We start from the raw sequence: 24,928 nt of genomic DNA on the forward strand, positions 1-24,928 counted from the left end.
GCCCTATTACCGACGTGCGCCCTATTACCGACGTGCGCCCTATTACCGACGTGCGCCCTATTACCGACGTGCGCCCTATTACCGACGTGCGCCCTATTACCGACGTGCGCCCTATGACAAACCCGCGCCCTATGACAAACCTGCGCCCTATGACAAACCCGCGCCCTATGACAAACCCGCGCCCTATGACAAACCCGCGCCCTATGACAAACCTGCGCCCAAATACCAACCTGCGTCCAAATACCAACCTGCGTCCAAATACCAACCCGCGCCCAAATACCAACCCGCGCCCTCATCCCAATCGGCATTTTTATTCCATCCTGCACCCAATATCAATCCTGCGCCCTCATCCCCCGATGTTCGTCGTTCCAGCAAATCCCTCCCTTCAATTATTGCTGGCTTCAAATCCACCACCACCAAACGCATTAATCAACAGCGCGAAACACCCAGACTTCCCTTATGGCAACGAAATTATTATGAATCCATAGTCCGTGATCCAGAACATTTAGAACACATTCGTAATTATATTCGGGCAAATCCGTCACAATGGCAAGATGACCCAGAATTTTCCCAATATGCTTTAATTAATGACTATGATTTGCCGTTCTAATTGAGGCGGGAAGAGGGGAAAAGGAGATGAGGAGATGGGATGCGATTCGCGATTGTCTCTTGAGTCAATTGTATCAATAATTAAGCGTACTTTTGTAAGAGGGCGCACGTCGGTGCGCCCCTACGGGCGGGTACATTTTTCCATGATGAAATAATACCAGAAAAAAAGCGCGATCGCGCTTGGAAAAAATCATAACATCCCCAACCGGGCATACACTTCCCTATCAGCAGATAAAAAAACAAAGTTGCGTTCTATCACGTTGATCAGATTGCCAGCATCCCTTCCCTACTCAGCCCATCATTGAGGCGAGAGAATGCGATGATCTGCGTTCGTTATCGCGTTTGGGTTGGGTTGAGGGACTAAAGTGCGATCGCATAACTTGTAAAATGGGTTTCGTTCCTAGTAACATTGACTTATTTCCCAAAGTCTTTAGAAGTCAGGGAAAGTCCAGGACTCAAATCATTAAAAAATGTGGCTAGAGATTTGGCTTGAGCTTTGCTCACCCCCCTTTCACCATTAATAATCTCCCTGACAAGCTCAACAGAACCAAAAATCTCCACTAAAGTAGCAGGCGGCACATCAAACTCGTGCATTAAAGACTCCATTGTCGCCACAAGAGTAGACTCACCCATCGGATAATGTTGAGCCTCGTAAGTCTCAATGAGAAAAACTAACAAATCAAAAAGCATCGTTTCCGCCTCTGTCAACTCACCCGACATCATCCCCTCTACGATACACAATGCTCTCTGATACTCTTCTTCAGTTTTAATTAGCTTAGGCTGATACTGAATCAGTAAGTCCGTGTAGGTTTTTTCACTAGAAGTAGGGATCATCTTTCCACTTTTCCTTATCATATTCAGCATGGGTCAGAATATATTTAATAAAAATTGTCTGGCTAGAATATCTAATATCTACAATCAACCGATAGTTATTGCCTTTGATATTGAACACCGTAAAATTCCCAACCGCTTCTGCCTTGGGATACTTTTTCTGAACATCTAACAAATTAGACCACTTCGCTTTAGACGCAAAGTTATACCAGTCATTGAGAGCATCTTCAGAATCAGCGTGTTCAACCCAGAATTTTCGCAACTTAGCTTTGCTGATTACATGCATCCCTTTTTGTCTCTATAGCCTGTATCCGTTACCATCATTAAACAGAACTAAATTTCTATCTACAGGCGCACACATTTTTCCACTCTAAAAGTATACCAGAAAAATAGTGCGATCTGCGCTAGCTCTTTCAGAGCCGCTCCGCTAACGCAGCAGCGCTTCGCTATCGCTCTTTGGGTTGAAGGGAGAGAGTGCGATCGCGTTTGGGTGAGGTTAAAGGGAAAGAGTGCGATCATAATGCCTTTGACTATTAAATAAAATAAGAAAAGACTCAATTATCACCGCACTCCGCGCCCACAACCATGGCACTCACCACCACCGAGTACAAATACATTCAACTTGATGAGCGCAATGTTCCCATCATCGCCGGAACCACGATGAAAGTTGTGGAGCTGATCACATCAGCTAAAGCTTACCACTGGACTCCCGAAGAACTACACACCAACTATCCTCACGTCTCCCTGAGTAAAATCTATTCAGCCTTAGCCTATTACTGGGATCATAAACAGAAACTTGACGCCGATATCGAGCGACGTTACCAATTTGCCGAACAACTCCGACGGGAAGCAGGAGAATCTCCCATTGCCCAAAAATTGCGAGCAAAGGGGCTATTGTAGTGAGTATCGCTCTTTTTCTATTGGAGAGTGTGTGCGAGATTTAGAATTAATTGCAAAAGCCTGCGAACCTGGAGATTGTAACAACCGAGTCCACTATCTTCCTCTGTAAAATTGTGGCTTTTGAAGATAGTGCGATAAGCTTCGCTTTTCACCTTTAACGGCTACCAGGGAATTCGCTTGGTAATTGGGTTGAATAGAAGGGATGCGATCGCGTGGTAATTTGATTTGGGAATAGAATGCGATCGCTCGTCGATATTGCATGGTGGAATCGTGCCAGATTGTGGCTCACTATAGGCACATACCCAAAATCGATAAGCACCCATCGTGTTAACGGTGAACGGCAAAGCCGCCGTCGTCGTCCAAGTAGCTCAATTTCTCCACTATTTTCCTCAACCCAATTGTGTTATAAACCATTCCCGTAAGCGCGAACTTGTTTGCGATCGCGCCCCTGACGGGGTGAGCCAAAACGGTTATCAGGTGGTCATTATGGAGGAAGATGAAGGGGAAAGCGAGTACGCCTTTGATGGAGGTAAGTCAGACTATAATCTATTTTAATTTGAGTCAAGAAAGGGAGAATTCACCCATGGCAAAGGGTTTTGGGTCTCAATTAAAAACCTCAGCAAGATCTTACTCTCAAACAGTTGAAACACCTCAGTTTAACTCGATCAATGCTATCCAAGATAATGGCTCTTTGGTACTTGTGGTGGAAACTCTAGTTTTTAGGGAACAGGGAACAGGGAACTCTTAACAGGAAAATCCTTATCCAGCAAGCCTTTGACCCAGGAGAATCTGCGATCGCAAACAGGTATAGTTACACCGCGCCAGAATTAAGGAAAACCGTCCCTGGGAATGGGTAAGCGATCGGGTTAGGGTGTTTAATGCCTGATCGTTACAGGCGGCAATTTCAGCTAGGGGATCTGGGGTGTTCATGATTATAATTTATAGGAAGTTGGTTAGAGGGGGAATTGTATTTTTTTAACGCAGAGGAACGCAGAGGTTTACGCAGAGGGACGCAGAGGGTGTTGGAGTCAGTGATGTGTCAAGTTGAAATGTTTTTTTGTCTCCCAAAAATATATTCGGGAAGGGGTTTGCTGGAGGCGGCGGTTTCTTGGTTGGGAATGCGATCTAAGTTATCGACAATGACGACTAATCCTTTTTGACCTAGTTGCTTGAGTTGGGCAATAGCAACTTCGAGGATTTCCTGATTAATATACTCTAAAATTTGACTGGTTTGGGGTTCCAAATGCTGTCTGAGTTTGGCACGCATCTGCTGGCTATTTTTGGCTTTAATCGTCAGTTTGGCAATTTCATCGGGAAGAGAGACTTCAAAGTTGCCCTCGGTACTCGCTTTAACTGTACCAATCCCTGGAACTTTGGCTTCCCCTCCCACTTCTATCGGTGTCTGTAGCACATCAATGGTTTTCTGTAAAAACGCCTTAAATCCACCCGGTTGTAGCGCCACCCGACTCGATTCTAAACTGGCACTCACTTGGCGGGCGATCGCGAGTAGAATATCGGTAATATCAACATCCGCGACATCTAAATCATCGGTGGCTTGAAAATAGACGACATGAAAGTTCAACGCCTCCAACTCCATAATCCAGCCAATTTAAAATTCAAGATTCAAACAAAAAATCTGCCGTATCAAGGTAGACAGATTCATGACTAAAAACTAAGGACAAATGACAAATGATGAATGCTTACTGCGTTGATACAGCCGCTTTTAAACCCAGCAAATTCATCAACCGTTCACTATCAAAATGGTCTGTCATAAGCTGTTGGATGCACTGGGCTTTAATGGATTCGCGCAGGCGTACTTGACCAAACGCGCGATCGATAATTTCTACAGTGGTGAGGGTATCGAGATCCACCGCTAAGATGGGGATTTCCAGTTCTTCCGCCCGGTTGATAATTAACGGTTGGGGTGGTATCTGTCCCGTTAAAATCAGACAGTGGGTTGACGTTTCCAATGCTGCCATTTGGATATCCGTGCGATCGCCTCCGGTGACAACTGCCATGTGCTTGCCTTTGCGGAAGTATTTTAGGGCAGAGTTGACATTCATCGCGCCAATGGTCAAACTTTGAACCAATAAATCCACCCGATCCGGACGACAAAGCACTTGGGCATCCAGTTGATGAATCAATTCTCGAACCGTAACGCTGCGAAGTAAATCGTTTTGAGGTAACATCCCTAATATGGGAATACCTTGCGCCTCTAGAAACGGTTGGACAGTGGATTGGACGGTTTCCACTTGATCAGCCGGAACCGCATTAATCACAACTCCCTGTAAGCGATCGCCTAGTTGGTGTTTAGCAGATAGCAGCGTTTCCACCAGTAACACCGAATGAAAACGGCTGACTAATATAATCGAAGCATCGATTTCCTGGGCAATATCCAGCAACGACAGGTCAAATAGATTCCCTTCAAACAGCGTACTCGGTCCTTCGAGTACCATTAAATCACCAATTGGAGGCTGGAGATAGGACTTCAGCGATTCACGGTAATTAGTAGAATCCTCACCACGCAGGCGTTTTTCCATCGTCTGATCATCCAGAGTTAGCAGAGGCGATCGCACTCGCTTTTGGGGTAGGTTCAGGATTTCTGGAATAAACTGCACATCATCGCCGTCCCAATCCAGTTGATGAGCATGTCCAGCGCTGCCTAAGAGTTTACCATAACCAATATCCAGTCCCTTGCTTTTGAGCTGATGGGCGATGCCCAGAATGATAGCGGACTTGCCACTATATGCTTCAGTTGAGCCGATTAGTAAATAATTCACGGATTTTGTCACCCCTAATTTCACTCCTCCGTTGAAAATGCCACTTGAGTTTACTGGTCACGTAGTAGTTTGCGATAAAACGTCTGGGAAAAATCGGTCAAGCGGGTGCGCTTGAAATTCAGAATCACTTCGATTAAGTAGTTAATAAATTCAGAATTTGGCAAGGTTACCTCGTAACTCAATTCGGCGTTGCCATCAAACTGTAATCGGCAGCGAGTGAGTTCTGAAGGTAGCTTAGAGACAAACCAGGTTGCCACAAAGGGAATGCTCTCACCGCCTTCAATCCGGCGACTCCCTTCCAAGGAACCCTGTTGATACAGACTAATCGCCAGAGGGAGGGCATTGCGTTTAGCGCCTTGATAGTAAGGCATGTAAACACCGACGGCGGCTTTTTCGGCAGGCTGAAGTTTCTCGATAGACATAGCTGACTAACGTCTTGTTTCGGTATGGAGAATGTCATCCACTCTCGTTGAAGGCTAATAAATTATAGAAAACCGATGCGGTTGAATTAGAGAGGTTTCTCCCAAATTGTTTACTCTACCTCGATCTTAGGTGGTTTTGGTTCCTGTATGCTACTTTCTAATCAAGCATTTAGACTAAAACCGCGATTAGCCATGAGTGAGACAATCTTTAGCAAGATTATCCGTCGGGAAATCCCGGCTGACATTGTGTATGAGGATGATCTAGTCCTAGCGTTCAAGGATGTTGCACCCAAAGCCCCCGTTCATATTCTGCTCATTCCCAAAAAACCGATTCCCCAGCTAGCGGCGGCGGAGTCTCAAGATCACGCCCTCATGGGGCATCTGCTGTTAACCGCCAAGCGAGTGGCTGAACAAGTGGGTTTGAATCAAGGGTATCGGGTGGTGATCAACAACGGTGCGGATGGCGGTCAAACCGTGGATCATCTACATTTACATATTTTAGGCGGACGCCAGATGGACTGGCCCCCCGGTTAAGAGTTGGGGTGTGGGGGGTGGAGGTGCGGAGGGGCGGAGGGGTGCAGGACGATAATTTCGTAAAGATTCTTTGAATAACGTGACAAAATATAACATTACCAACCCGTCGATTTTGGATTCCCTGTAGTCAAGCTTGGATATCCCATCTCAAGAGAAAAACCTGTGGAGGCTTGTAGGGGCGGGTTTAGCCGTTTAATTTCGAGTCTCATCAATAATATTTCAGCAAAACCCGCCCTTACTCAAAATGGAGGAGGGTTTCTTAAGAACGATCGCCAAAATATCCTTATAAATCAGTGGTTACATCAGCTTTATATTGGTCATACTAGGGAAAGCTAGTCTAAATGGGACGATGAATCGACCTGTAACGCCTGAGAACGTACTCAGCAATGATGACCCTGGTGATGATACCCAGCGACGATTTCGCTACCAAGCTACCTATGCTGCCATAATTTCTTTGTCCCTGCTTCAGGAAGAATCCGAGTTTGAGTACATATTCTGTGAACATCATGAAGATGTTCTAGTTAAACGTAAAGATGGCACATTTGTAGGTATTCAGATCAAAACGCGGCACGTTAGTAATGGTCCCTATAAAGCTATTGACGAACCAATAGTCAAGTCCTTGAGGAGATTTATTAAGCTTGAACACCAATTCCCAGAATATTTTTCTCAATATGCAATAGCTGTTAATAATGGCTTTTGGCACTCAAAAAAGAATAGCAGTAACTTATCTTATCTTTTGAAATTAGCTAAAGAGGCACAAAAAGAAGGCACTGCTGCTCAGAAAATTTTATTGGATTTTACCAAAAATAAATTATCCTACAATAAAGATGAGGATAAAGAGATAAGAGACCTTGTTTTAAATGATGATAGCACTATTAGTGATTTAGCCTTAAAGGTTTTGAGCAAAGTCAAACTACAGGCTGATTTGCCAGGATTAGAAGATATTGAAGGACGTCTTATTCAAGAAATTGCGAAACTCCCTGATATAAACCAGAGAGTATACGACGAGTTAAAGGATTTAGCTAATGTCCTAATCCACGAAATGCTTCGTGCCGCTTCCCTAGCCAATGATTCCTCACAGCCTCTCTATTTTGATCTGCTTACTAATTCAGAAGAGAAAAAAACGGCGGCTAGCATTCAAGGAAAGTGCATCACTAAAGAAAAAATACGTAACATTTTATATGCACATAAAACGAAAGAAGAGAGTCAACCAGAACAGACTATAGAACGCCATGTTACCGCCTACCGCCAAAACCTGGTTTATAGACTCGGCAATCTACAGATTTTTAAGATGTCCAGTCCTCTGAATCTGGACAATATTTATGTAAAACTGCAAGTGCGGCAAGAACAAACACTGTCCTCTACCCAAGAAGAAGAAAAAGCCTCGTTAGCTGAGGGTGATCCAGGGGAACTGTTGCGACAATTTCAACAGCGTTTAGTAGAAAAAGCGGCAACAGCAATTTCCCCAGAAGCAGCATTAACCCAACACAAACGGATAACGGTACTGGGTGAGCCTGGTGCAGGTAAAACCACGATTCTGCGACACCTAGCTGTGCGAATGGCTAAAGATAAGTCAAGCTTACCTTATTTGCCAATTTATGTTGAATTGAAATTTTTAGAAGGTAACACAGAAAACGTTCTAGAGTTTGTTGCTGCTGACTTGGCAAAATGCTATGGCTTTCAAAATGCCCGTCCCTATCTTGAAAAACAGCTAGAAGACGGTAATGCTGCATTGCTGGTAGACGGATTAGACGAAGTATTGGGTGGTAAAAGTCCTGCTGAGGCGAAAAATGCTTACAATCAGGCGGTTGATAAAGTTAATCAATTAGCCACACAATTTCTTAATGCTCCAATCGCAGTTACCTGTCGTCGGGCTGGCTGGCGCGGTGGTTTAACTGGGTTCCAGACAATGGAAGTGCTGGAATTTGATGAACCTCAGATTAAAGAATTTGCCCACAACTGGTTCAAATCAGATCCTTCCAAGGCGGAAGGATTATGGCAAGAACTAAATAAAAACTTGCGGATGAAGACGTTGGCAGGAAATCCGTTAATTCTCTCACTAATGGCGATTGTCTATGGACGAGAATTGAAATTACCTGAGCGTCGCTCTGAATTGTACCAGCACTGCGTTGAAGTATTGCTCGAAGAATGGGATGCCGAACCGAAACGAGATGTTAAGCGATTCAGGCAGTTTACACCAACACAAATGCAGAATCTCTTAATAGAGGTAGCGTGGTATTTCCATCAGCAAGGGACAAGCTATTTCCGCGAAGCTGAACTATTGCGGCAACTTCCTAGCTTTCTTTCTAATGCTCAAATCAATATCTCACGAGAAGATAACAAAGCCATCCTGGAGGAAATTACAGATTCATCGAGTTTGCTGAAAGAAGCCGCCTATGAATTGTATGGCTTTCTGCATTTGACGTTTCAAGAATATTTTGCCGCACTAGCCGTCAATAAAAAAGGTGCAGTTGGATGGCAAGAGGTTGTTAAGCATCGACATGAACCTTGGTGGGAAGAGGTAATCCTGCTATTAGCTGAATGTATGGACGATGCGACACCGCTACTGTTAGACATCTTGTCACCTAGAGACATAAATCAGCTAGTGCCAGAAGGGGAACCGCTAGCTGTCAATGATGATCTTTTTGATAGTGATTTGCTCTTGGCAGCACGTTGTCTGGTTGGTAAACCCAAGATTCGGATGCAGGGGTTACGCGATCGCATTATTGCCGAAGTGAAAGATCTGCTTAGTAATTCACCCTATGCCCTAGATTGGGAACGGGCAGCTAAAGTTTTGGTGGAGATTGGCGACTCAGCACTGATTGATAAGCTACTTGAGATGCTGGTTATCGTAGGCAAGAATGAGCTAGAACGGCGAAGGATGAATGTTGCCTTAATGGAAAAGCAATTTATCATTGCCTCGGCTTGTGGAAAATATGGTGACCAGAATGTAGCTAATAAATTGCTGGAACTTTTTCAGAGGAAGGTAGAACTGGATGGACAGGTATGTGGACGTATCTTATATGCGCTAGCTGAGTTAAAAGTGACAAATGCTAGCGATTATCTACTCAAGAGGTTTAGAGAAAAAAATGATGAATGGATATTAATTCGGCTACAGATGGCTAGGGCGTTGATCGAGCTAGGCGAAACCTCTATAACTTCTGAGCTGCTGAATATGCGGACTGACCCAGAATGCTATAACAGAGAAGAAATTGAAATTTTTGAGTTGCTGGGCAGTTTAGCTGATCAATCTATCGCTCCAAAACTGCTGGATTTGATTCTAGCAGACACTACAAGCCCTGGAGTAAAGCCAGCCATTTCTAGCGCGTTAATAGATTTAAAGAATGCATCTTTGGTGAATTCCATTTTGCAACATATTCAGGATGAATCCCTTGATTGGCAAATTCGGTGGTTATTGACAGAATCCCTGGAAGGTTTACAAGAAAGTGCGATAGATTCACTCAGACAAATCCCAAAAAACCACAACGTTGATGAGCGTGTTCGAGTGGGCATAGCTACAACTTTGGGAATTTGGGGAGAACAAGAGAGCATCACCTATCTAGTTCAGGCAATAGAAAGGCGAGTTGTGCCTCCTAACTGGTGTTTAGGAGACTCTATTTGGCTTGGATATGTTTGGCAACGAATAACTCGCACTCTCAAAAGCTTGGGAGATGACTCTGTAGTGCCAACGCTGGTGCCAGCATTGGAGCAAAGTCAGGCAAGCTGGGATCATAGAGTAGCGCCGGAATCAGGGCGCAGGTTTATCGTTGACTACGCTAATAGAATTTTCACTACGACAGAAAATTATAATTTATCTATTTGTGAAGCAAAAGGTATTATCTGGGCTGCCTCAGAGTACCAGTCTGAGACAATTGCTCAACAAATACTATCAATATTGCATCAATCCAATTGGTTGGTATTTCAAAATGAAATTTTCAACAACTTGCCTACACTCATTACTAAGTTATTAGTACCTGAACTACGGGAGCTATTACCCGAAATCCACAGCAATAATCGAGCCTTCAATTGGAAACGTGTTATAGTTAGAGCAATTGGCGAAGTAGCTGATGATTGTGAAACAGTGACAGAATTACAAAAAACATATTTATCGCTTACTAGCAACCAAGAAATGTCTTTAAAATTTGAAATTTACTCTGCCCTTTATTCAGTTAGTCATAGAGCCAGACTTCGAGTTAGTCGTGACGAACAAATATAGCGGTTTTCCAGTGTTTAAGGTACACCCAAATGTAGGGGCGCAAAGCCTTGCGCCCACCTATGAGTATCTCATCCATTTTAAAAATGCCATAGAAAATTTAACAAGCTAATAGTTATGTGATTGATACCAAATCCAGGTTAACTATTCCCTTTTGAGGCAAACCGCAAAAACCTTGCAGAGACATTGCTTGCAACGTCTCTACAATCTGGTATAATGCGACGATTTATGGGAAAACTACATCGTCAGAATTCGCTTAGGGATAAAAGTCTCCTCAAAAAATTTAGGAAATTGGCAAGAGTCGGAACCTGTACTTGAGTCTGTGCGCTAACCCAATTATTATCTGAAATACTCACTGTATTTGTCTTTCCGGGTTTAAGAATACTGACAATCGCGGCGACTAAAGCTTTATCCTCATCGAAGGGTTTCCACTTGCACTTAAAAGCTCTCCTCTCTTCCTCAGAAAACTGAGCCAGATAGGAGCGTGATCTTTCCATCCACGCCGGGTAAGCAATTTCTCCACAATGGCAAAGTAAGGTGTCTAACACACCCTGAGAACGATTATCTGGCAAAACATAGATTCCTGTTCGTGGTGTATTGGTTGTATCTACCTCACCAGGTTGTGCGGGAAAATTGGAAAAATAAGTCTGGAAGCAATCAGAATAATCGTTTACTACTGCATCAGGAGACTTTTTGTCAGCATCAGCAACAATCCCCAATGCGGCAAGATTGGTTTGATACTCAAGGTTGTTACAGATAATATCATCTAAATTGGTTACCAGATTACTGCCTTCACCTGCATATACCGCTACGGAAAGAGACTCCGTAAACAGGATAGAGGGCATATCAAGACGCTTGTATAAATTTCCTTTTTTGGGATAAGTAGGAATAAATTTACGCCAAAAGGGATCTAACTCTGACTCCAAACCTTTACATTCTTTTCTAAAGTCTTTAAAGCCTAAAAGTTTAAGTCCTTTGCCCACAAATGCTTGATCGTGTGAGCCTTCAACACCTATGATGGCATAGTTCACCATCGTACCTCCTGTCCTAACCCCTGCCGCAGCCTTTGCAGACGATGCCAATCAAGTCGCAGTGCTTGAGTTATTGAGTCCTTTGGTTCTAGGCGATAGACAACGAGATCCGCTTCGGCTTCAGTAGCAGCCAATAGCGCATCAATCGCTTCAAGACTGTGAGTTGTGGCAAAGAGTTGTACATCCATTTCTCTGCACCACTGAACTAGCCAAGAAAACGATTCCTGGAGTGCTTCGGTATGAATCGCTGTTTCTAACTCATCAATCAGGAGAATACCCCCTCTTATCTTTGCCAGAGTCAAGGCTATGAATAGTAGACGACGGACACCATCACCGAAAGCACTCAATGGTGCAATACCTAATTGTTTGTGATCAATATAAACGATGGAACTAACTCCTGGACGAGGCAGATTCTGTAAATCAATAATTCCTGAATCTATGGTTTGAATTAATTTAATTACTTCCGACTTAAATCGATGAAGCGTCGCTTCTGATAGCAACTCCACTTGTAAGGATTCAATGCGATGAGAAAATGGGGTTACTGTACTGACTGGAAGTCTTGGATGATTTCGGTTTTTTTGAAAGAAACGCCTATGTTCCCACACTTGAAACGTCTCTATTCGATCAGGTTCGGAGTTGAGATCATTCAATTCATCGTTTAAGTGAGCTTTTAGCTCTATAGAAGCACCGCGCTTGATTGGGGTATTTTCAAGCTCTAGCTCGTCTTCAGAAAAGTTAAACTCGTCCTCTAGATACTCCGACTCTCCTACTCCTTCTATCTCTTGATAGATAGCCCTAGATTCCTTTACAGGGAAACTACCATCACCAGATAGATGGGTTTCCCCTTGGTAAAAGTCAATAATCTCATTTTGATTATTGTGATGAGGAAACAACCATTTGAGTGCATCCAGCTTCGGTTTACGAGACGATTTAATTTCTCGCCCCCTTGCCGTATTTAGCCACTCCAGTGGATCTAACGGACAGCAATAGGTGGAAATAGCTTCTAAAACACTGGTTTTGCCTGAGTTGTTAATGCCAACAAGCAAATTAATCCGTCCCAGGTTCTGCAAATTCAAATCGCGCAGCCCCCGGAATTTATGGATAGTAAGATTTTTAATGTGAAGCATCAACAACAGATCGGCATAGTAGAATGGGTCAATTGTACCAAGTCCAACTGATATCTTGCACCCGTTGCAATAGGTTTTGGGTAATGGCGTAGCCCACTGAATTTGATGGATAACGCTTCCATTCAGAACCTGTAGGGGCGCAAGGCTTGCGCCCGATTTCACCGTAAAATCTATACCACCCAAGTCTTTAACGGTGAGTGGTGCGTTACGCTTCACTAACGCACCCTACAGATTTACCTGAAGCGCTGTCAAGCTAAGCTTTAAGATAGTTACCACATCGGCTTCGGGTTAGAATCAGCGAATTCCAGTACCATAGCCTAATATAAATGTCACTGACTGGTATGCTGGTGGGCAATGCCCACCCTACGGTATATCAATGGTGGAGGCGCTCCCAAAATGCACGCTTTTCAGTGCTATTCAACCTAATATGGGCTTACTGTGTAATAAACCCCCCTTGGATTATGCGCCTTAGCCTAGAACCCTTTACTGTTCACAAGCGATTCCCCTTAACCATTAGTCGCGGCACAACCTCCCAAAGCACCAATATCTGGGTGCGGCTAGAACATCAGGGGATAGAGGGTTGGGGCGAAGCCTCTCCCTTTGCGATCGCGACTCCATCCCATCCCTTAACTAAAACTCCCCAAACGACTCAGATGCTGTTAAATGCACTGGAGTTAGTGATACCGACATTAGAAGCCTATACACCCTGGGAAAGCCAGAAAATCGAACGAGTGTTGGCAGATGCGGATGTACCCTCAGCAGCTAGGGCGGCGATTGATATCGCACTACAGGATTGGTTAGGAAAACAGCTAGGTGTTCCCTTGTGGAAATTATGGGGATGCAATCGCCATCGGATTGTGCCAATTTCCGCCACGGTAGGAATTGGTACACCGGAAGCCGTCAAACAACGAGTGCGAGATTGGATACCGATTACGGGGGGTAATGTGCTTAAAATTAAACTCGGTTCCCCTGACGGAATTGAAGCCGATCGCGAAATGCTATTAGCTATCCGAGATGTCGCCCCCCAAGCCCAACTCACCGTTGATGCGAATGGCGGTTGGCGTGTAGACGACGCTGTGAAAATGTGCGACTGGTTAGCCCAACAAGGTGTTAAATACATCGAACAACCCCTTCCCGCCGGACAAGAGGCGGATTTACCTCACCTGTATTCGCGATCGCCTCTCCCGATTTTTGTGGATGAAAGTTGCTTTACCAGTGCGGATATTCCACCTCTGGCGGATTGCGTTCACGGGATTAATATCAAATTGATGAAATCTGGTGGATTAACCGAAGCCTTACGGATGGTACATACGGCTAAAGCCTGTGGATTACAGATGATGTATGGCTGCTATTCCGATAGTACCCTTGCCAATACCGCCGCCTCTCACTTATCCTCTTTCGCCGATTATCTAGATTTAGACAGCCATTTGAATTTAGCTGATGATCCCTTCACCGGGGCGACGCTGCAAGATGGACGATTGATACCAAATAATTTATCAGGATTGGGAGTACAACGCCATGTATCTGACCAGTGATCAGCGCGTCGCTATTTTATTACATGAAGGGATTCGCGGCGATCACGGCAAAACCGGATTAACGCTGCTACGGTATGGGGAAGCAACGGTGGTGGCGGTGATTGATCAAGACTGTGCGGGAGAGTCGTTATCTGAATTAACTGGAATTAATTGTAATGCGCCGATTGTGGATTCAGTCAGTTCCGCCCTCGCCTACAATCCGACTATATTAGCTATTGGAATTGCCCCATCGGGGGGACGGTTGCCAGAGGTTTGGTGGCAAGAAGTTAAGCAGGGAATTGCGGCGGGGCTTTCTGTTTATAACGGATTGCATACGCCCATGGCATCTGATCCGGAGTTACAGAAATTACTCCAACCCCATCAACAAATTTGGGATATTCGTCAGGAACCAAGGGGTTTAGGGATTGGCAAAGCCCAAGCGCGATCGCTCTCTTGTCAACGGATTTTAACCGTGGGGACGGATATGAGTGTGGGCAAAATGTCTACCAGTATTCAGTTCCATCGCGCCGCTTGTCGAAAGGGAATTAAGTCTAAGTTTTTGGCAACGGGTCAAGCGGGGTTAATGATTGCTGGGGATGGTATTCCTTTAGATGCGATTCGGGTTGATTTTGCGGCGGGTGCAGTTGAACAAATAGTGATGAAATTTGGCAAGGATTATGAGTTGTTAATGATAGAAGGACAGGGGTCACTGATTCATCCCGGTTCTACAGCAACCTTACCCTTAATTCGAGGCACACAACCGACAGGTTTAATCGTAGTTCATCGCGCTGGACAAACTCATATTCGCCATTGCCCGGATGTGGCGATTCCACCGTTACCTGAAGTTATTAAACTGTATGAAACCGTGGCGAGGGCGGGAGGGGCGTTTGCAGCGATTCCAGTGGTGGCGATTGCCTTGAATACGGGGCATTTGAGAGAAGGGGAAGCACAAGACGCGATCGCCCAGGTTCAGGATGAGACGGGTTTACCTTGTACGGATGTGGTGCGGTTTGGGGCTGATTTATTGGTTGATGCTGTAATGGAAACGTTGTAATATTTTCCCTATTTGATGGATTAGCAGTAAACTGTAGGGACGCACGTCAGTGCGCCCTATTTCAAAGTTGCGCCCAATTATTGATATAATTGACTTTATAGATGATCGCGAATCGCATCCCATCTCCTCAACCCAATCACCACGCGATCGCCCGTTGATCCAATCCCGCTTCTTCTAACCATTTGGCGATTAACCCTAACCCCTGATCCAGTTGCTGGAGTTCATGATCGAGGGGGAAGTCATCGGTTTGGGGTAATTCTGCGATCGCGCCTTCGATGTCTTTGGGATAGGGAGTCTCAACTGGCTCGATATCACTCACTGGTTCAATCTGGAGCGTTTCTGGGGGTGTGGAACGCGCTGCTTCCACTAACGCCGTTGCTGTTTCATTGCCAGCATCCGCTTGATGTTGCCAAAATGCTACGGCTGCATCCCAGGATGATAACGCGATCGGTCTCGGCTTGTCCGGAACCACTGTCCTAACCGTTTCTGGCAAGTTGTTTTCGTTTGATTTACAAAACTTTTGCGCTGTCCCCTTGCTTTTACCCACGACTTCGCCAATTTGCCTGTGGGTGAACAACAAACGCTGATCAGAGGTTAGCTGGTAACCAGAAACCTCTATGTTTCCAACCTGGAAACGAACTGCTCTCGCTGCCGCTGCCATGTCACTTTACCTTGAATGAAAGTTGAGTATAATACTAACAGGTACGGCGGCATTTTTTTTGTTCGGCACGACCTACAGAACCTAGAAAACTTAAGATTAAGGGGTTCCAGTAGAGATTATCTGTTACAGTAACGCATCTACTGGGTAAAAACAAGAGTGCGTTTATAAGGCTTTTTTAGTCTTAACTCCGATTCAGAAATGGCTTGGAGGGGTATAAAGGCTCCAAGTTCCTGATCCCCACCGAGAACAGCATTTGTGCAACATTTATGACAGACTTGTCCAGGCTAGGAACAGAGGAGCTTCTTGTCTAAAACTGATCATTTCTGCTGGAATCCATGAAGTCTTTTATGAACTCCCCTTAACAGTGGAGGAAGCATTCTGGTTAGAGATTCATTTATCAAGGAGGGTTTCCACCTGGCTTATGATTGGCGAATTGGGAGAAATTCATGTCAGTTATGATCAACGTCTTAAAAAAGGGCATTTCCCCAAGCGACTCCTGGGATTCCTGCTTACGTTTTTCCTACTCCTAATTCCCCTACCCGCCTTAGCCGCCACCCCAGAACGTCAACCGTTAACCCTGGAACTTTTCCAAGAACGCCTAGAATCCCCGATTAAAAGCGAAGGCGTTTCCACGATTGATTTGCGCCAGTTTGTGATTGACTTAACCAACGAAAATACAGAATTTCGGGAGCAGTTTTACCAACACCTGCAAAGCAAGCTGACTCGTTCTCAAACCCCTCTGGCTTTAGATTTAAGTGAATCCTTAATTCAAGGTGAGTTTACCGCTAGCCAATTAGGTTTGCCAACCGCCCTTTCCCAAGCCACGTTACCTTCCCTATTAACGGAACAAGAACAAGAACAATTAGCCCAAGATTCTCGCTTTATCACCGAATCCAGTGACCAAGTTCCCTCGGTTACCGTCTTTCGGGGAACTCTCAAACTGAATCAAACCCGTCTGAGTGGTGCAATTAATTTCGCCAATACCTTCTTTCTGCAACGCTTAGAAATATCTGATGCTGTGTTTATCCAGGACGTCGATTGGTCGGGGAGTAGTTTTGGCAAAGCTGTTGATTTTAGTAACACTACATTTGGTCGAGATATTAACTTTAGCGGTGATACCTTCTTTGATAAGGCTGGATTTACTCAGGTGCAGTTTAAAGGAATCGCCAATTTTAGTCGGTCTACATTTCAAGGGAATGGGACGTTTAGTCAGGCGGAGTTTGTCCAGCTTGCCAATTTTACCGGAACCCAATGGCTAAAAGATGCCGATTTCTCCCAAGTGATCTGGCGTGATCGCTGTTTGTTAAGCAAAAGTCGGTTTACTCAATCATTGTTACTCACCGAGGCGACGTGGGAAAAGTCCACTAGCTTTCGGGGGAGTCAGTTTCAGCAACCAATTTTAATGCGGGATGCGAGTCTACTGGATCAAATGGATTTGAGTAATACCCGCTTTTCTGCCAATGCTTATGTTAAAGTCGCCGAGATGACCTTTGACTCCGACCAAGCCAAAATATTTGGCGATGCGGGTCATGTGGGACAGATTCTATCCGTTCCCAAGTTAGAAGGGAATGAAGATGTGCTGCGAAATTTAGTCCGCAACTTTCGCGAACAAGAACAAATTCCTGATGCGAATTCCTTAGATTATCTTCGGGAACGATTACGACGGGAACAACTGTGGGGGCGTTTACTGGGTAGCATTCTCCAATTAATGGGTCGCGAGGATATCAATCTGCGATCGCGCCATTGGCTAATTGATGCATTACACTGGGCAGGATTGAGTTTACTGCTGCTATTAAGTGCCGATGGTACCAGTTTTGGCTTAGTGTTCGGCGTGGGTATGATCGCGATCGCCTATTTCGGGTTGCTGTTTTGGTTACTTGACCGTTGGCGGCGACGCTACCCTAAACCCATTTTACCCACGTTTCTAGAAACCGTGTACATGGTGGGAACTGGGACGGCGGCTATCTGTGGCGGTGCGATCGCCATTTTCCAAACCAGTGAACAACCCTGGCTGACGCTATTGTGTTTGGCGGGACTTCTGTTTCCCATACCCCTATTGCTGGTGTGGCGACTGTATCGGCAAGGACGTTATCATGATATGCTCAATGTCACCTATTTTGTCGAAGATGGGGGGATGCGGCAATTACGCCTGCTGATTGGACGCCTGCCGATTATGCCTCGGTTTGGCTTTTTCCGCGATCGCTATATGCCGATTCTTTGGGATCGTCGCTGGAATTGGCTGAATTATTATGATTTTAGTTTTAATAATTTACTTAAGTTTGGGTTTAATGATATTCGCCTGAGAGAGGAACATGTTCCCGGTATTATTAGTACATTGGCGTGGTATCAATGGGGTTTAGGTCTAGCTTATATTTCTCTGTTATTGTGGACGCTTTCTCGAACGATTCCGGGCTTGAATTTACTGATTTATCTGAAGTAGTAACACTGATTTCACTGATTTGGAGAAACCGTAGGGGTGGGGTATTTGGGGTTAATAGTACTGATTTCACAGAGGTGTTATATCATGTCCGGTGGAATACTTACACTATTGATCGCCCTTCTCCATTCACACTTATGTAATCAAATTAATCACATGCCCTGAGCGTAATCGATTGCTATGCCAAGAACAAATTAGACCCAACGGACCAGGGTCAATCACAGGAGTTCGCGGTAAGGTTCGCACCCAAGTTTGCCCCTGACGCCGTAATTCAAATAGCTGTACCGCCCCTAAATACTGTACCCCAGGAACGCTTTGCAATAAGGTAACAATATCCGATGAATAAACTGGGCGACCAAATGACCACCCGTTCCCCTCTGATCCCCCCGTTAAAGGATTGAGAAAGCGATAGAGTGCGGTTTGCAGTTTCAATAGTATTTCTTGTTGGGCACGGGGATTATTATATGCGGCATCGAGAGCAACTTCTGTTTGTACCGCAACCCCAACGTAATCAGGTTGGCTACAGAGGATTTCTACACCGAGTAACCGTCGTTCATCGAGATAACTTAGCACTCGTTCGGTGAGTTGCGGGGTCAGGCTTAATAAGTTTGGGTCAATACCTTCACCGCGCTCAATCCCATCCGTATTGGCGTTGGGTACAAGCAGCAGACGTACTCGTCCGGCGTCTTCTTGGCGGATGGGTGATAAGCATAAGGTGCGAGCAATGGAACCGCCTCCGGCTTCCATGGCTAGGTATTCAAAGTCTTCGCGAGTAACAGCGCGATCGCGGGTTCTTAGGAGTCGCGGTACTCGGATCACGGCTTGTTCTAAGGATTCCGCATCAGCGCCATTCCGGGCGGGAGAATAGTTAATCACGTTCGCCACATAAGGAACAGCGGATTTGAGGACTTGAATCGCGCCCCGTTGCACGTTACCCTGTTGACCACCCCCAATGCGATAGGCAGCCATTTGGATCACAGCACCTCTAGGGGGAACCGCGCCATATTGACGTTCCATTGACTGCATCGCTGCGCCCTCCCGTCGTTCTACCGCGCCAGTTCGACCATTGACTAAACTGAGCATTTGCGACGGGACTCTCTGGGAACGGGAACGCCACTGCGTTTGTTCTCGCAGTTGAGAGGGTTCTCGTAATAGGGGACCAAATTGAATGATTCCAGTAATCGCATCAATGGTATAGTGCAGGTCTTCGGGACCTGAGTCGGCAAAATCATTGACTTCTTGCCAGATTTGTGGTAAACCTCCAGGTGGAATTACCAGAATATGTTCCTCATCCCGGCGCGGTAAAATTCCCCGTCCTTGCAGTTGAAAGGTTTGACCGGGATTTCCATCACTTTCACCCAGGATTTCATTGCGAATCGTCGTACATTGGGTGACTTCTACGGTACCGCCAATCGACCGGACATCTAAACCAACGATGCGCGGGGAACGCATATAACCGGGTTGATTGACGTGGGGTTCACTGTAAATACAGCGCAGCCAGCGTCCCTGATAGGTAACAAATTGGGTAACAGGTAAACGCAGGGGTAAATGCAGGACAACATCCGCCCCTTGTAACGGATCACCCCCTTGACGGATCAGTTCACTAAAACTAAATCCTTTGGTGCTATCATCCGCTTCTTGGAGCAGGATAGGTTCCCAAAACATACCATTCCAGGCTTGCCAAAGGCGAGGGGGATCTTCAGGATTAATCCCGGTGGAGGTAGCGGCTTCACCCCTAATCCGGAGGGCGATAACATTACCTTCAATGGGTTGATCCCCCTCAAAGACGAGATAAAAGCAATTTCCCACTTGGGGTTGTTCATTAAATATAGATAATTCTAAGCCTTGCCATTCGCCACCGGGTTGCTGAGTCCACGTTCCCACGAAGCGATCGCGCAGCACTTGGGGTTGGTCTTCAGCGGTGTCTGAGGTGAGAAAATGGCGGATACTGGGTTTAGCAATCACCAGGGGGCGATCGGTGCTAAAAATAATCGCATCGTCGGTTTGGGTGCGTACCGTCGCCACTTCGGTTCCTGTGGGAATTGTGTAGGCTTCGGGGAGAGACGAACTCAGATAAAAGGTTTGGTGAGTTTGCGCCGGGGTTGGGGCTTGTAGACGAATCCCCAGTAATTCCAGAAAGGTAACATAGTTACGCCGGGGGACTTGATTGAACCGCAGCAACATTTGGTCAGTTAGCCAAGCGAACAGTTCAATCAGCGTGATTCCAGGGTCACTGGGGTTGTAATTCGTCCATTCTGGACAGTAGCGGGGAATACGGAGGATACACTCTTCCACCAAATCCTGAAACGCGCGATCGTCTAGATCGGATTTTGGTAATTTCGGTAAAAAATCAAATTCCATAATTTGTCATTTGTCAAAACACTGATTTCACGGATTTATTGGAGAGATTGGGATAGGGAGAGGAGAGGTTAGTTACACAGATTACACCGAGAAAGTGGTTTTCTATCATTCCTTTCGTAGAGACGTGACCGTGGAACGTCTTCCGGTGGAACGTCTTCCGGTGGAACTACTCCCCAGAGGGCTGGAGATAGAACGGATAAACCAGACTCCGAGTATCATGGGAGTCTTTCGGATGATATTCAATAATAATATTGACCCGACCGCGAATGGGGTCAGGTTCTGTATAGACGCCATCCAGTACAATTCGAGGTTCCCACATTTTCAGGGCTTCCTCAACATAGACTCGAATCAGCAAAAGGGTTTGGGTATTCATCGGCGCAAAGGCGAGTTCAGACAGGCGTGATCCAAAATTTTGTCGGTAAACCCGTTCACCCACCTTGGTTCCTAGGATTAGCCCAATGGATTCTTCGATATTCCGGATGTCGGCGCTGAGTTGTAGGCTTCCTTGTAAGTTTCCCCGTAATGGGAATGATAATCCCCTACCCAGATAATCTCGTGGCTGATTATTTGTAATGTCTGCCATTTCTAAAACTTTAGTGCGTTAGGATAAGTGCGACTTTCCTAGAACGTTCAGTAGGATTTGAATAGAATATTGCCTTTTCCGTGAACTTCAATATATACTCCTACTTACTTATAAGCCTTACTTCTGTAGAACTCCTTTTGCTTTTCTATTCCTCTTTCTTTTTCTGTTCTTCTTCAACTTTCTTTTTCGCTTTTGCTGCAGCTTGACTGGCTTGAGCCTCCATCTGAGCGGTCATAGCACTGGTGTCTACAGAAACACTTGCCGCTGGTCCACTACCGATGAGAACAGTAGGACAACCCATTACAATTTTATTGGGCGGACCTAACGCTTCTAAAACAGTGTTGCCCATAAAACAAGCTGGGAGTCCATTAATCAAAACCGACGTACTACCGTCAATAACCACGCCTGGTCCATGGGGAGGTATCGGCAAGGGTGTTGTGCAGGTATGAGTATCAACTGTAGCGCCAATACCGCCAGCCGCCGCACCTGCAGCTGCTCCACTAGCTGCCATACTTGAAATCAGACTGCCCATCACGCCAGCTATTGTCGCTTTAGTCGCCTCTTCTGCTGCCTTTGCCGCTGGCGCAGCTGGTGTACCAGCCGCATTTAATGTTGCTGTTTCAGCCGTTTTGATAATGGCGTCAGATGCTTTTTTGGCAGATTGCAAGACGGCTGCCGATGCGGCGGGGATACCCCGCCAAGCTGGTTTTCCGCCAATTAATACATTAAAACTACCGGGTCCGGGTGTTAATGTGGGTGGAAGGGGATGGGTTACAGTATCGCCAAATCTTGCTGCAGGTTTTCCCATAATTTTACTCCTTACTATCTGATCTAATTCAGTTTGATGAGTGAACCTTTAACATTAACAATACCTGAGGCACTAATGTCGATTTGTCCTGCATCGATGGTAAGTTTTGTTCCCGCTTTAATATTAATTTCACCTGTTGTTTGCTTCATCGTAATCGTACCTCCACCACTTTTAACTTCAATTTTTTTTCCTCCATCATCTAAGAGGACATAAAGACCCCCTTGACTTTTGACTTCTGCCTTTTTGTTTTTATCGTCTAAGCGGAGATAATGACCATTTTTAGTTTTCGCTTCAATAAATTTATCCGTATCATTAAAATATGCATGATGACCATATACTGTATCCAAATAAACTCCTTTCTTACTGCTTCCTTTATCCTCTTCAACAAACTGTAACCTATGACCTGTGCGAGTTTTAAATGTCCGCAGTCGAACCTTGCCATCCATGACACTATCAGTCACCGCTTCCGGCGGTTTATCTTTGCCATTCCAAACTCCACCAATGACATAAGGATGATGAATATCCCCATGTTCAAATGCGACTAACACCTCATCATTGACCTCTGGGATACAGTCAAACCCGCGTCCGGGTCCTACGCCAGCCGCCGCAATTCGTGCCCAGTAGCTAGCATGTTCTTCGGTCAGAGTAGGAAACTTGACTCTAACTCGACCCCAGCCATTAGGGTCGTTATTATCGGTAACAATACCCACGAGTAATGTTTGTCCCGGTTGAAACGGCGCTTCGTGGGATAACAGTGGCGGGAGATTATCGCCGCGTAATCCGCGTATCGTGAACTCTGTGGTATAAATTCGTTCGTCGAATAGGTGACGGGTTTCTGTTACGTAATACTCTCCACTATACTTGCCTAAATCGCTGAGTTTGATCACCCGTCCCGGTCTAATTTTGGGATTTCCTTCTGCTTTAGCATCAGCGTGAACAAATTCTCCCCCTAACTCATCACAAATAGCTTGAGCGATGGTTTTGGCTTCGGGGGCATTGAAAACAGGCTGATCCACTAAAATCATTTTAGGTGTGGGTGGCTTTCCTTTAAAACTGGTACTGGTGCTAGCCCCGTCTCCATAATCGTTTTTGGTATGGACTTGTCCGCGATTGGCTGTCTCTACAATCGATTGTTTTTTCTCATAGTCCCAACCCCGTACCTCAACTTCACTCACCTGTTCAGCGCTACTGACTCTCACCTGAAAACTATGGACATCTTTAAGCCATTTGAGTTCTAGAGATTCATCAACTTTGGGTTTGCGGAAGTTTAATTTTCCATCCTGGACAAAAAATTCAAACCCATTACGGGCGGCGCGTTCGCGTAAGAATTCCAGATTGGTCTGATTTTCTTGGAACACATAACCATTTGACCCATTGATATCCCCGTATCCATAAGGTCCCCCAGTTTCATCAATCGTACCTGTGGGTATCCCAACTTCCCCAGCAATTTTATTCACAATATCGGTATCGGTCATGTTCTGGAATGAGCGATTATACCGCCCTCGCCACAGTCGATGGGAGATATCGTAGCCGCGAATAATCATCGGCGCTTCGGAGTCACGGGTAAAGTGACACTCCATCGCCGTGATTTCCCCTTCTAGGACGTAATCTCGCTCTTCCTCTTCAAACTCCTGGGCTTGGGTCGTACTTGAACCGAACCCTATCTTAATCGTTTTACCAATTTCAAATAAGCCTGCATGTCGCCAGGTTTCATCCTCCGTCCGTCCGGGAAAGTAATCATTCTTAATCACTAAGGTGAACATTCCGGGAAGATGGATGCTTTCTTCCACCGCGATTTCGATAATGTCGTCAATTAACGCTTTGGACGCTAACTGACCATCAATTTCTAAAATCGGTTCAGCTACATACGTGACAGCCATGGCGACCTCTAGAATCAAGACTTGGCACTGAGTTGTGCCGCTGACTGGGAATTTACCCAGGGGGAATTGATGTGAGACAGGGAGACTTTAGGGCAAAGCAGGAGCTTGGGAATTAAGTTTCTAGTTTATTACCTACCTGGTTTCTTTTGCCTTAATTTTACGTTTTGTAAACCAACATCAATAGTGGGTTTAAGATGAATGTAGCATTCATCTGTAAAAATTCAAAAGGTAATGATAAAAGGTCTGACGTGACCTAAACGGTTGTAGGGTCAGTGAGTTATTGGTAGGAGTTATTGGGTGCGATCGCAAACCCGATCTCATATCTGTGTAGCTATCCTAACAGATGGATAGTCTCAACGCGAGAAACCTGGGTGATAAGTAGGTGGACACAATTAAAGTGAACGGTGAAGAGCCTCATTCATCTTCCCCTGCTCCCCATCTCCCTCATCTCTAAAAGAAACCTACACCGCGTTACCGCTTCTAAAAACCTAGACAAACCTACCCATAAGTAATTCTGCCTTGGTATAAGTCCACGGTGTAACTTTTGGTCGATAACCGTTAACGCTTGCGCTTGGCTGATACCCGGCATTGTTGCTCGATATCAGCCTTAACCAATGGCTCCCAGTTAGAGACTCTGTAGTAATCGTGTCTACGATTGACTACAGGGCATCGACCAATAAAATTATTAAATTGATATAGAGCGCTCCATACGTGCTTTCTCGGATTCACTCCGAGATAGGCGGACACAGAGCGCGGCAATCTCTCACTTTTATTCATTCCTCTTCTGGCAATTGCTAGGGCAGCTGCCACATCAGATGATAGTCCATACATCCGACTATATTTAACCAATCCAATCAAACTCGTGTAAGCTGGATTGACCAACTGATGAGTTATTCCTCGGTTGGATAAAATCGATGACAAAATTTGATCAAAACGACTGTATGCCCAGGCAGAAAGCATTCTAGCATATTTTTTTGTTCGTTCTCGCAATTGAGCTTTCTTTCTCGAAAAATCTAAGCTTTCGCACAGAATAGGGCTATTTAAATCCCTGGCTAAAGCTGCCAATTTCAAACAAACATCCACAAGTTGAGCCTCTTGTTTACCTGTTGGCAAACCGGTCTGAAAAGGAAAAGTCCCCTGAGCTTTTAAATTTCCTTGACTATCAACATAAGCCCAACCGATA

The 24,928-nt window shown here is 45.3% G+C and carries 22 protein-coding genes and 1 pseudogene; 8 read left to right on the forward strand and 15 right to left on the reverse strand.

Going from position 1 to position 24,928, the window contains the following annotated elements:
- A pseudogene (locus RIE73_RS26310) lies at window positions 1-610 on the forward strand (hypothetical protein); the annotation flags it as partial.
- 413 nt (window positions 611-1,023) lie between these two features.
- Here RIE73_RS26310 and RIE73_RS26315 read toward each other — a convergent pair.
- Window positions 1,024-1,443, reverse strand: coding sequence for a helix-turn-helix domain-containing protein (locus tag RIE73_RS26315; protein ID WP_446403988.1), 420 nt, complete (start codon window positions 1,441-1,443; stop codon window positions 1,024-1,026).
- Entirely contained in the window at window positions 1,427-1,726 is a 300-nt protein-coding gene (locus RIE73_RS26320) for a type II toxin-antitoxin system HigB family toxin (protein ID WP_446403989.1), read from the reverse strand. Before RIE73_RS26320 ends, RIE73_RS26315 begins: the two co-directional genes overlap by 17 nt.
- Before the next feature lie 299 nt (window positions 1,727-2,025).
- Between RIE73_RS26320 and RIE73_RS26325 the strand changes: the two genes are divergently transcribed.
- Complete coding sequence (locus tag RIE73_RS26325; RefSeq protein ID WP_446403990.1) at window positions 2,026-2,340, forward strand: DUF433 domain-containing protein; 315 nt, start codon at window positions 2,026-2,028, stop codon at window positions 2,338-2,340.
- A 93-nt stretch (window positions 2,341-2,433) separates the two neighbouring features.
- Here the strand turns inward: RIE73_RS26325 and RIE73_RS26330 are convergent, their stop codons facing one another.
- Window positions 2,434-2,601 (reverse strand): hypothetical protein, encoded by a 168-nt coding sequence (locus RIE73_RS26330; protein WP_446403991.1) that lies wholly within the window; start codon window positions 2,599-2,601, stop codon window positions 2,434-2,436.
- A 63-nt stretch (window positions 2,602-2,664) separates the two neighbouring features.
- Between RIE73_RS26330 and RIE73_RS26335 the strand changes: the two genes are divergently transcribed.
- Entirely contained in the window at window positions 2,665-2,895 is a 231-nt protein-coding gene (locus RIE73_RS26335) for a hypothetical protein (RefSeq protein WP_446403992.1), read from the forward strand.
- A 204-nt stretch (window positions 2,896-3,099) separates the two neighbouring features.
- On the opposite strand, the gene RIE73_RS26340 is transcribed toward RIE73_RS26335, so the two are convergent.
- From RIE73_RS26340 to ebsA, 4 genes are all read right to left on the reverse strand, one after another.
- Window positions 3,100-3,270, reverse strand: coding sequence for a hypothetical protein (locus RIE73_RS26340; RefSeq protein ID WP_446403993.1), 171 nt, complete (start codon window positions 3,268-3,270; stop codon window positions 3,100-3,102).
- Between the two features lie 109 nt (window positions 3,271-3,379).
- Window positions 3,380-3,922, reverse strand: a complete 543-nt coding sequence (locus RIE73_RS26345; RefSeq protein WP_446403994.1) for a hypothetical protein — start codon at window positions 3,920-3,922, stop codon at window positions 3,380-3,382.
- Between the two features lie 118 nt (window positions 3,923-4,040).
- Window positions 4,041-5,132 carry a phosphotransacetylase family protein gene (locus RIE73_RS26350; protein ID WP_446403995.1) on the reverse strand — a complete coding sequence of 364 codons (1,092 nt, stop codon included), beginning with the start codon at window positions 5,130-5,132 and terminating at the stop codon, window positions 4,041-4,043.
- Window positions 5,133-5,170: 38 nt separating this feature from the next.
- Window positions 5,171-5,542 carry a type IV pilus biogenesis protein EbsA gene (gene ebsA, locus RIE73_RS26355; protein ID WP_446403996.1) on the reverse strand — a complete coding sequence of 124 codons (372 nt, stop codon included), beginning with the start codon at window positions 5,540-5,542 and terminating at the stop codon, window positions 5,171-5,173.
- Window positions 5,543-5,734: 192 nt separating this feature from the next.
- On the opposite strand from ebsA, the gene RIE73_RS26360 reads away from it, so the two are divergent.
- Both RIE73_RS26360 and RIE73_RS26365 read left to right on the forward strand, forming a co-directional pair.
- Window positions 5,735-6,076, forward strand: a complete 342-nt coding sequence (locus tag RIE73_RS26360; protein ID WP_446404009.1) for a histidine triad nucleotide-binding protein — start codon at window positions 5,735-5,737, stop codon at window positions 6,074-6,076.
- Between the two features lie 349 nt (window positions 6,077-6,425).
- Window positions 6,426-10,292 (forward strand): dsDNA nuclease domain-containing protein, encoded by a 3,867-nt coding sequence (locus RIE73_RS26365; RefSeq protein WP_446403997.1) that lies wholly within the window; start codon window positions 6,426-6,428, stop codon window positions 10,290-10,292.
- A gap of 242 nt (window positions 10,293-10,534) precedes the next feature.
- Here the strand turns inward: RIE73_RS26365 and RIE73_RS26370 are convergent, their stop codons facing one another.
- Window positions 10,535-11,323, reverse strand: a complete 789-nt coding sequence (locus RIE73_RS26370; protein ID WP_446403998.1) for a DUF3226 domain-containing protein — start codon at window positions 11,321-11,323, stop codon at window positions 10,535-10,537.
- On the reverse strand, window positions 11,317-12,663 hold the full coding sequence (locus RIE73_RS26375; protein WP_446403999.1) for an AAA family ATPase: 1,347 nt from the start codon (window positions 12,661-12,663) through the stop codon (window positions 11,317-11,319). The genes RIE73_RS26370 and RIE73_RS26375 overlap by 7 nt, the downstream gene beginning before the upstream one ends.
- Window positions 12,664-12,908: 245 nt before the next feature.
- On the opposite strand from RIE73_RS26375, the gene RIE73_RS26380 reads away from it, so the two are divergent.
- Both RIE73_RS26380 and RIE73_RS26385 read left to right on the forward strand, forming a co-directional pair.
- Entirely contained in the window at window positions 12,909-13,982 is a 1,074-nt protein-coding gene (locus RIE73_RS26380; protein ID WP_446404000.1) for a dipeptide epimerase, read from the forward strand.
- Window positions 13,966-15,015 (forward strand): DUF1611 domain-containing protein, encoded by a 1,050-nt coding sequence (locus tag RIE73_RS26385; protein ID WP_446404001.1) that lies wholly within the window; start codon window positions 13,966-13,968, stop codon window positions 15,013-15,015. Before RIE73_RS26380 ends, RIE73_RS26385 begins: the two co-directional genes overlap by 17 nt.
- A 136-nt stretch (window positions 15,016-15,151) precedes the next feature.
- On the opposite strand, the gene RIE73_RS26390 is transcribed toward RIE73_RS26385, so the two are convergent.
- Window positions 15,152-15,676: a hypothetical protein gene (locus RIE73_RS26390; RefSeq protein WP_446404002.1), complete on the reverse strand. Its 525-nt coding sequence runs from the start codon at window positions 15,674-15,676 to the stop codon at window positions 15,152-15,154.
- A 421-nt stretch (window positions 15,677-16,097) separates the two neighbouring features.
- Here RIE73_RS26390 and RIE73_RS26395 point away from each other — a divergent pair, with 421 nt between their 5' ends.
- Window positions 16,098-18,116 carry a pentapeptide repeat-containing protein gene (locus tag RIE73_RS26395; RefSeq protein ID WP_446404003.1) on the forward strand — a complete coding sequence of 673 codons (2,019 nt, stop codon included), beginning with the start codon at window positions 16,098-16,100 and terminating at the stop codon, window positions 18,114-18,116.
- 132 nt (window positions 18,117-18,248) lie between these two features.
- On the opposite strand, the gene RIE73_RS26400 is transcribed toward RIE73_RS26395, so the two are convergent.
- The 5 genes from RIE73_RS26400 to RIE73_RS26420 form a co-directional block, all read right to left on the reverse strand.
- Window positions 18,249-20,474: a putative baseplate assembly protein gene (locus RIE73_RS26400; protein WP_446404004.1), complete on the reverse strand. Its 2,226-nt coding sequence runs from the start codon at window positions 20,472-20,474 to the stop codon at window positions 18,249-18,251.
- A 166-nt stretch (window positions 20,475-20,640) separates the two neighbouring features.
- A complete protein-coding gene (locus tag RIE73_RS26405; protein WP_446404005.1) occupies window positions 20,641-21,057 on the reverse strand; it encodes a GPW/gp25 family protein in 417 nt (138 codons plus the stop codon).
- A 145-nt stretch (window positions 21,058-21,202) separates the two neighbouring features.
- Window positions 21,203-21,865, reverse strand: coding sequence for a PAAR domain-containing protein (locus tag RIE73_RS26410; RefSeq protein WP_446404006.1), 663 nt, complete (start codon window positions 21,863-21,865; stop codon window positions 21,203-21,205).
- Window positions 21,866-21,888: 23 nt separating this feature from the next.
- Window positions 21,889-23,745: a VgrG-related protein gene (locus tag RIE73_RS26415; RefSeq protein WP_446404007.1), complete on the reverse strand. Its 1,857-nt coding sequence runs from the start codon at window positions 23,743-23,745 to the stop codon at window positions 21,889-21,891.
- A 558-nt stretch (window positions 23,746-24,303) separates the two neighbouring features.
- Window positions 24,304-24,928: IS200/IS605 family accessory protein TnpB-related protein (locus tag RIE73_RS26420; RefSeq protein WP_446404008.1), on the reverse strand; the 625-nt coding region annotated here is incomplete at its 5' end.

The organism is Coleofasciculus sp. C1-SOL-03 (assembly GCF_040220555.1).
Lineage (GTDB): Bacteria > Cyanobacteriota > Cyanobacteriia > Cyanobacteriales > Coleofasciculaceae > Coleofasciculus.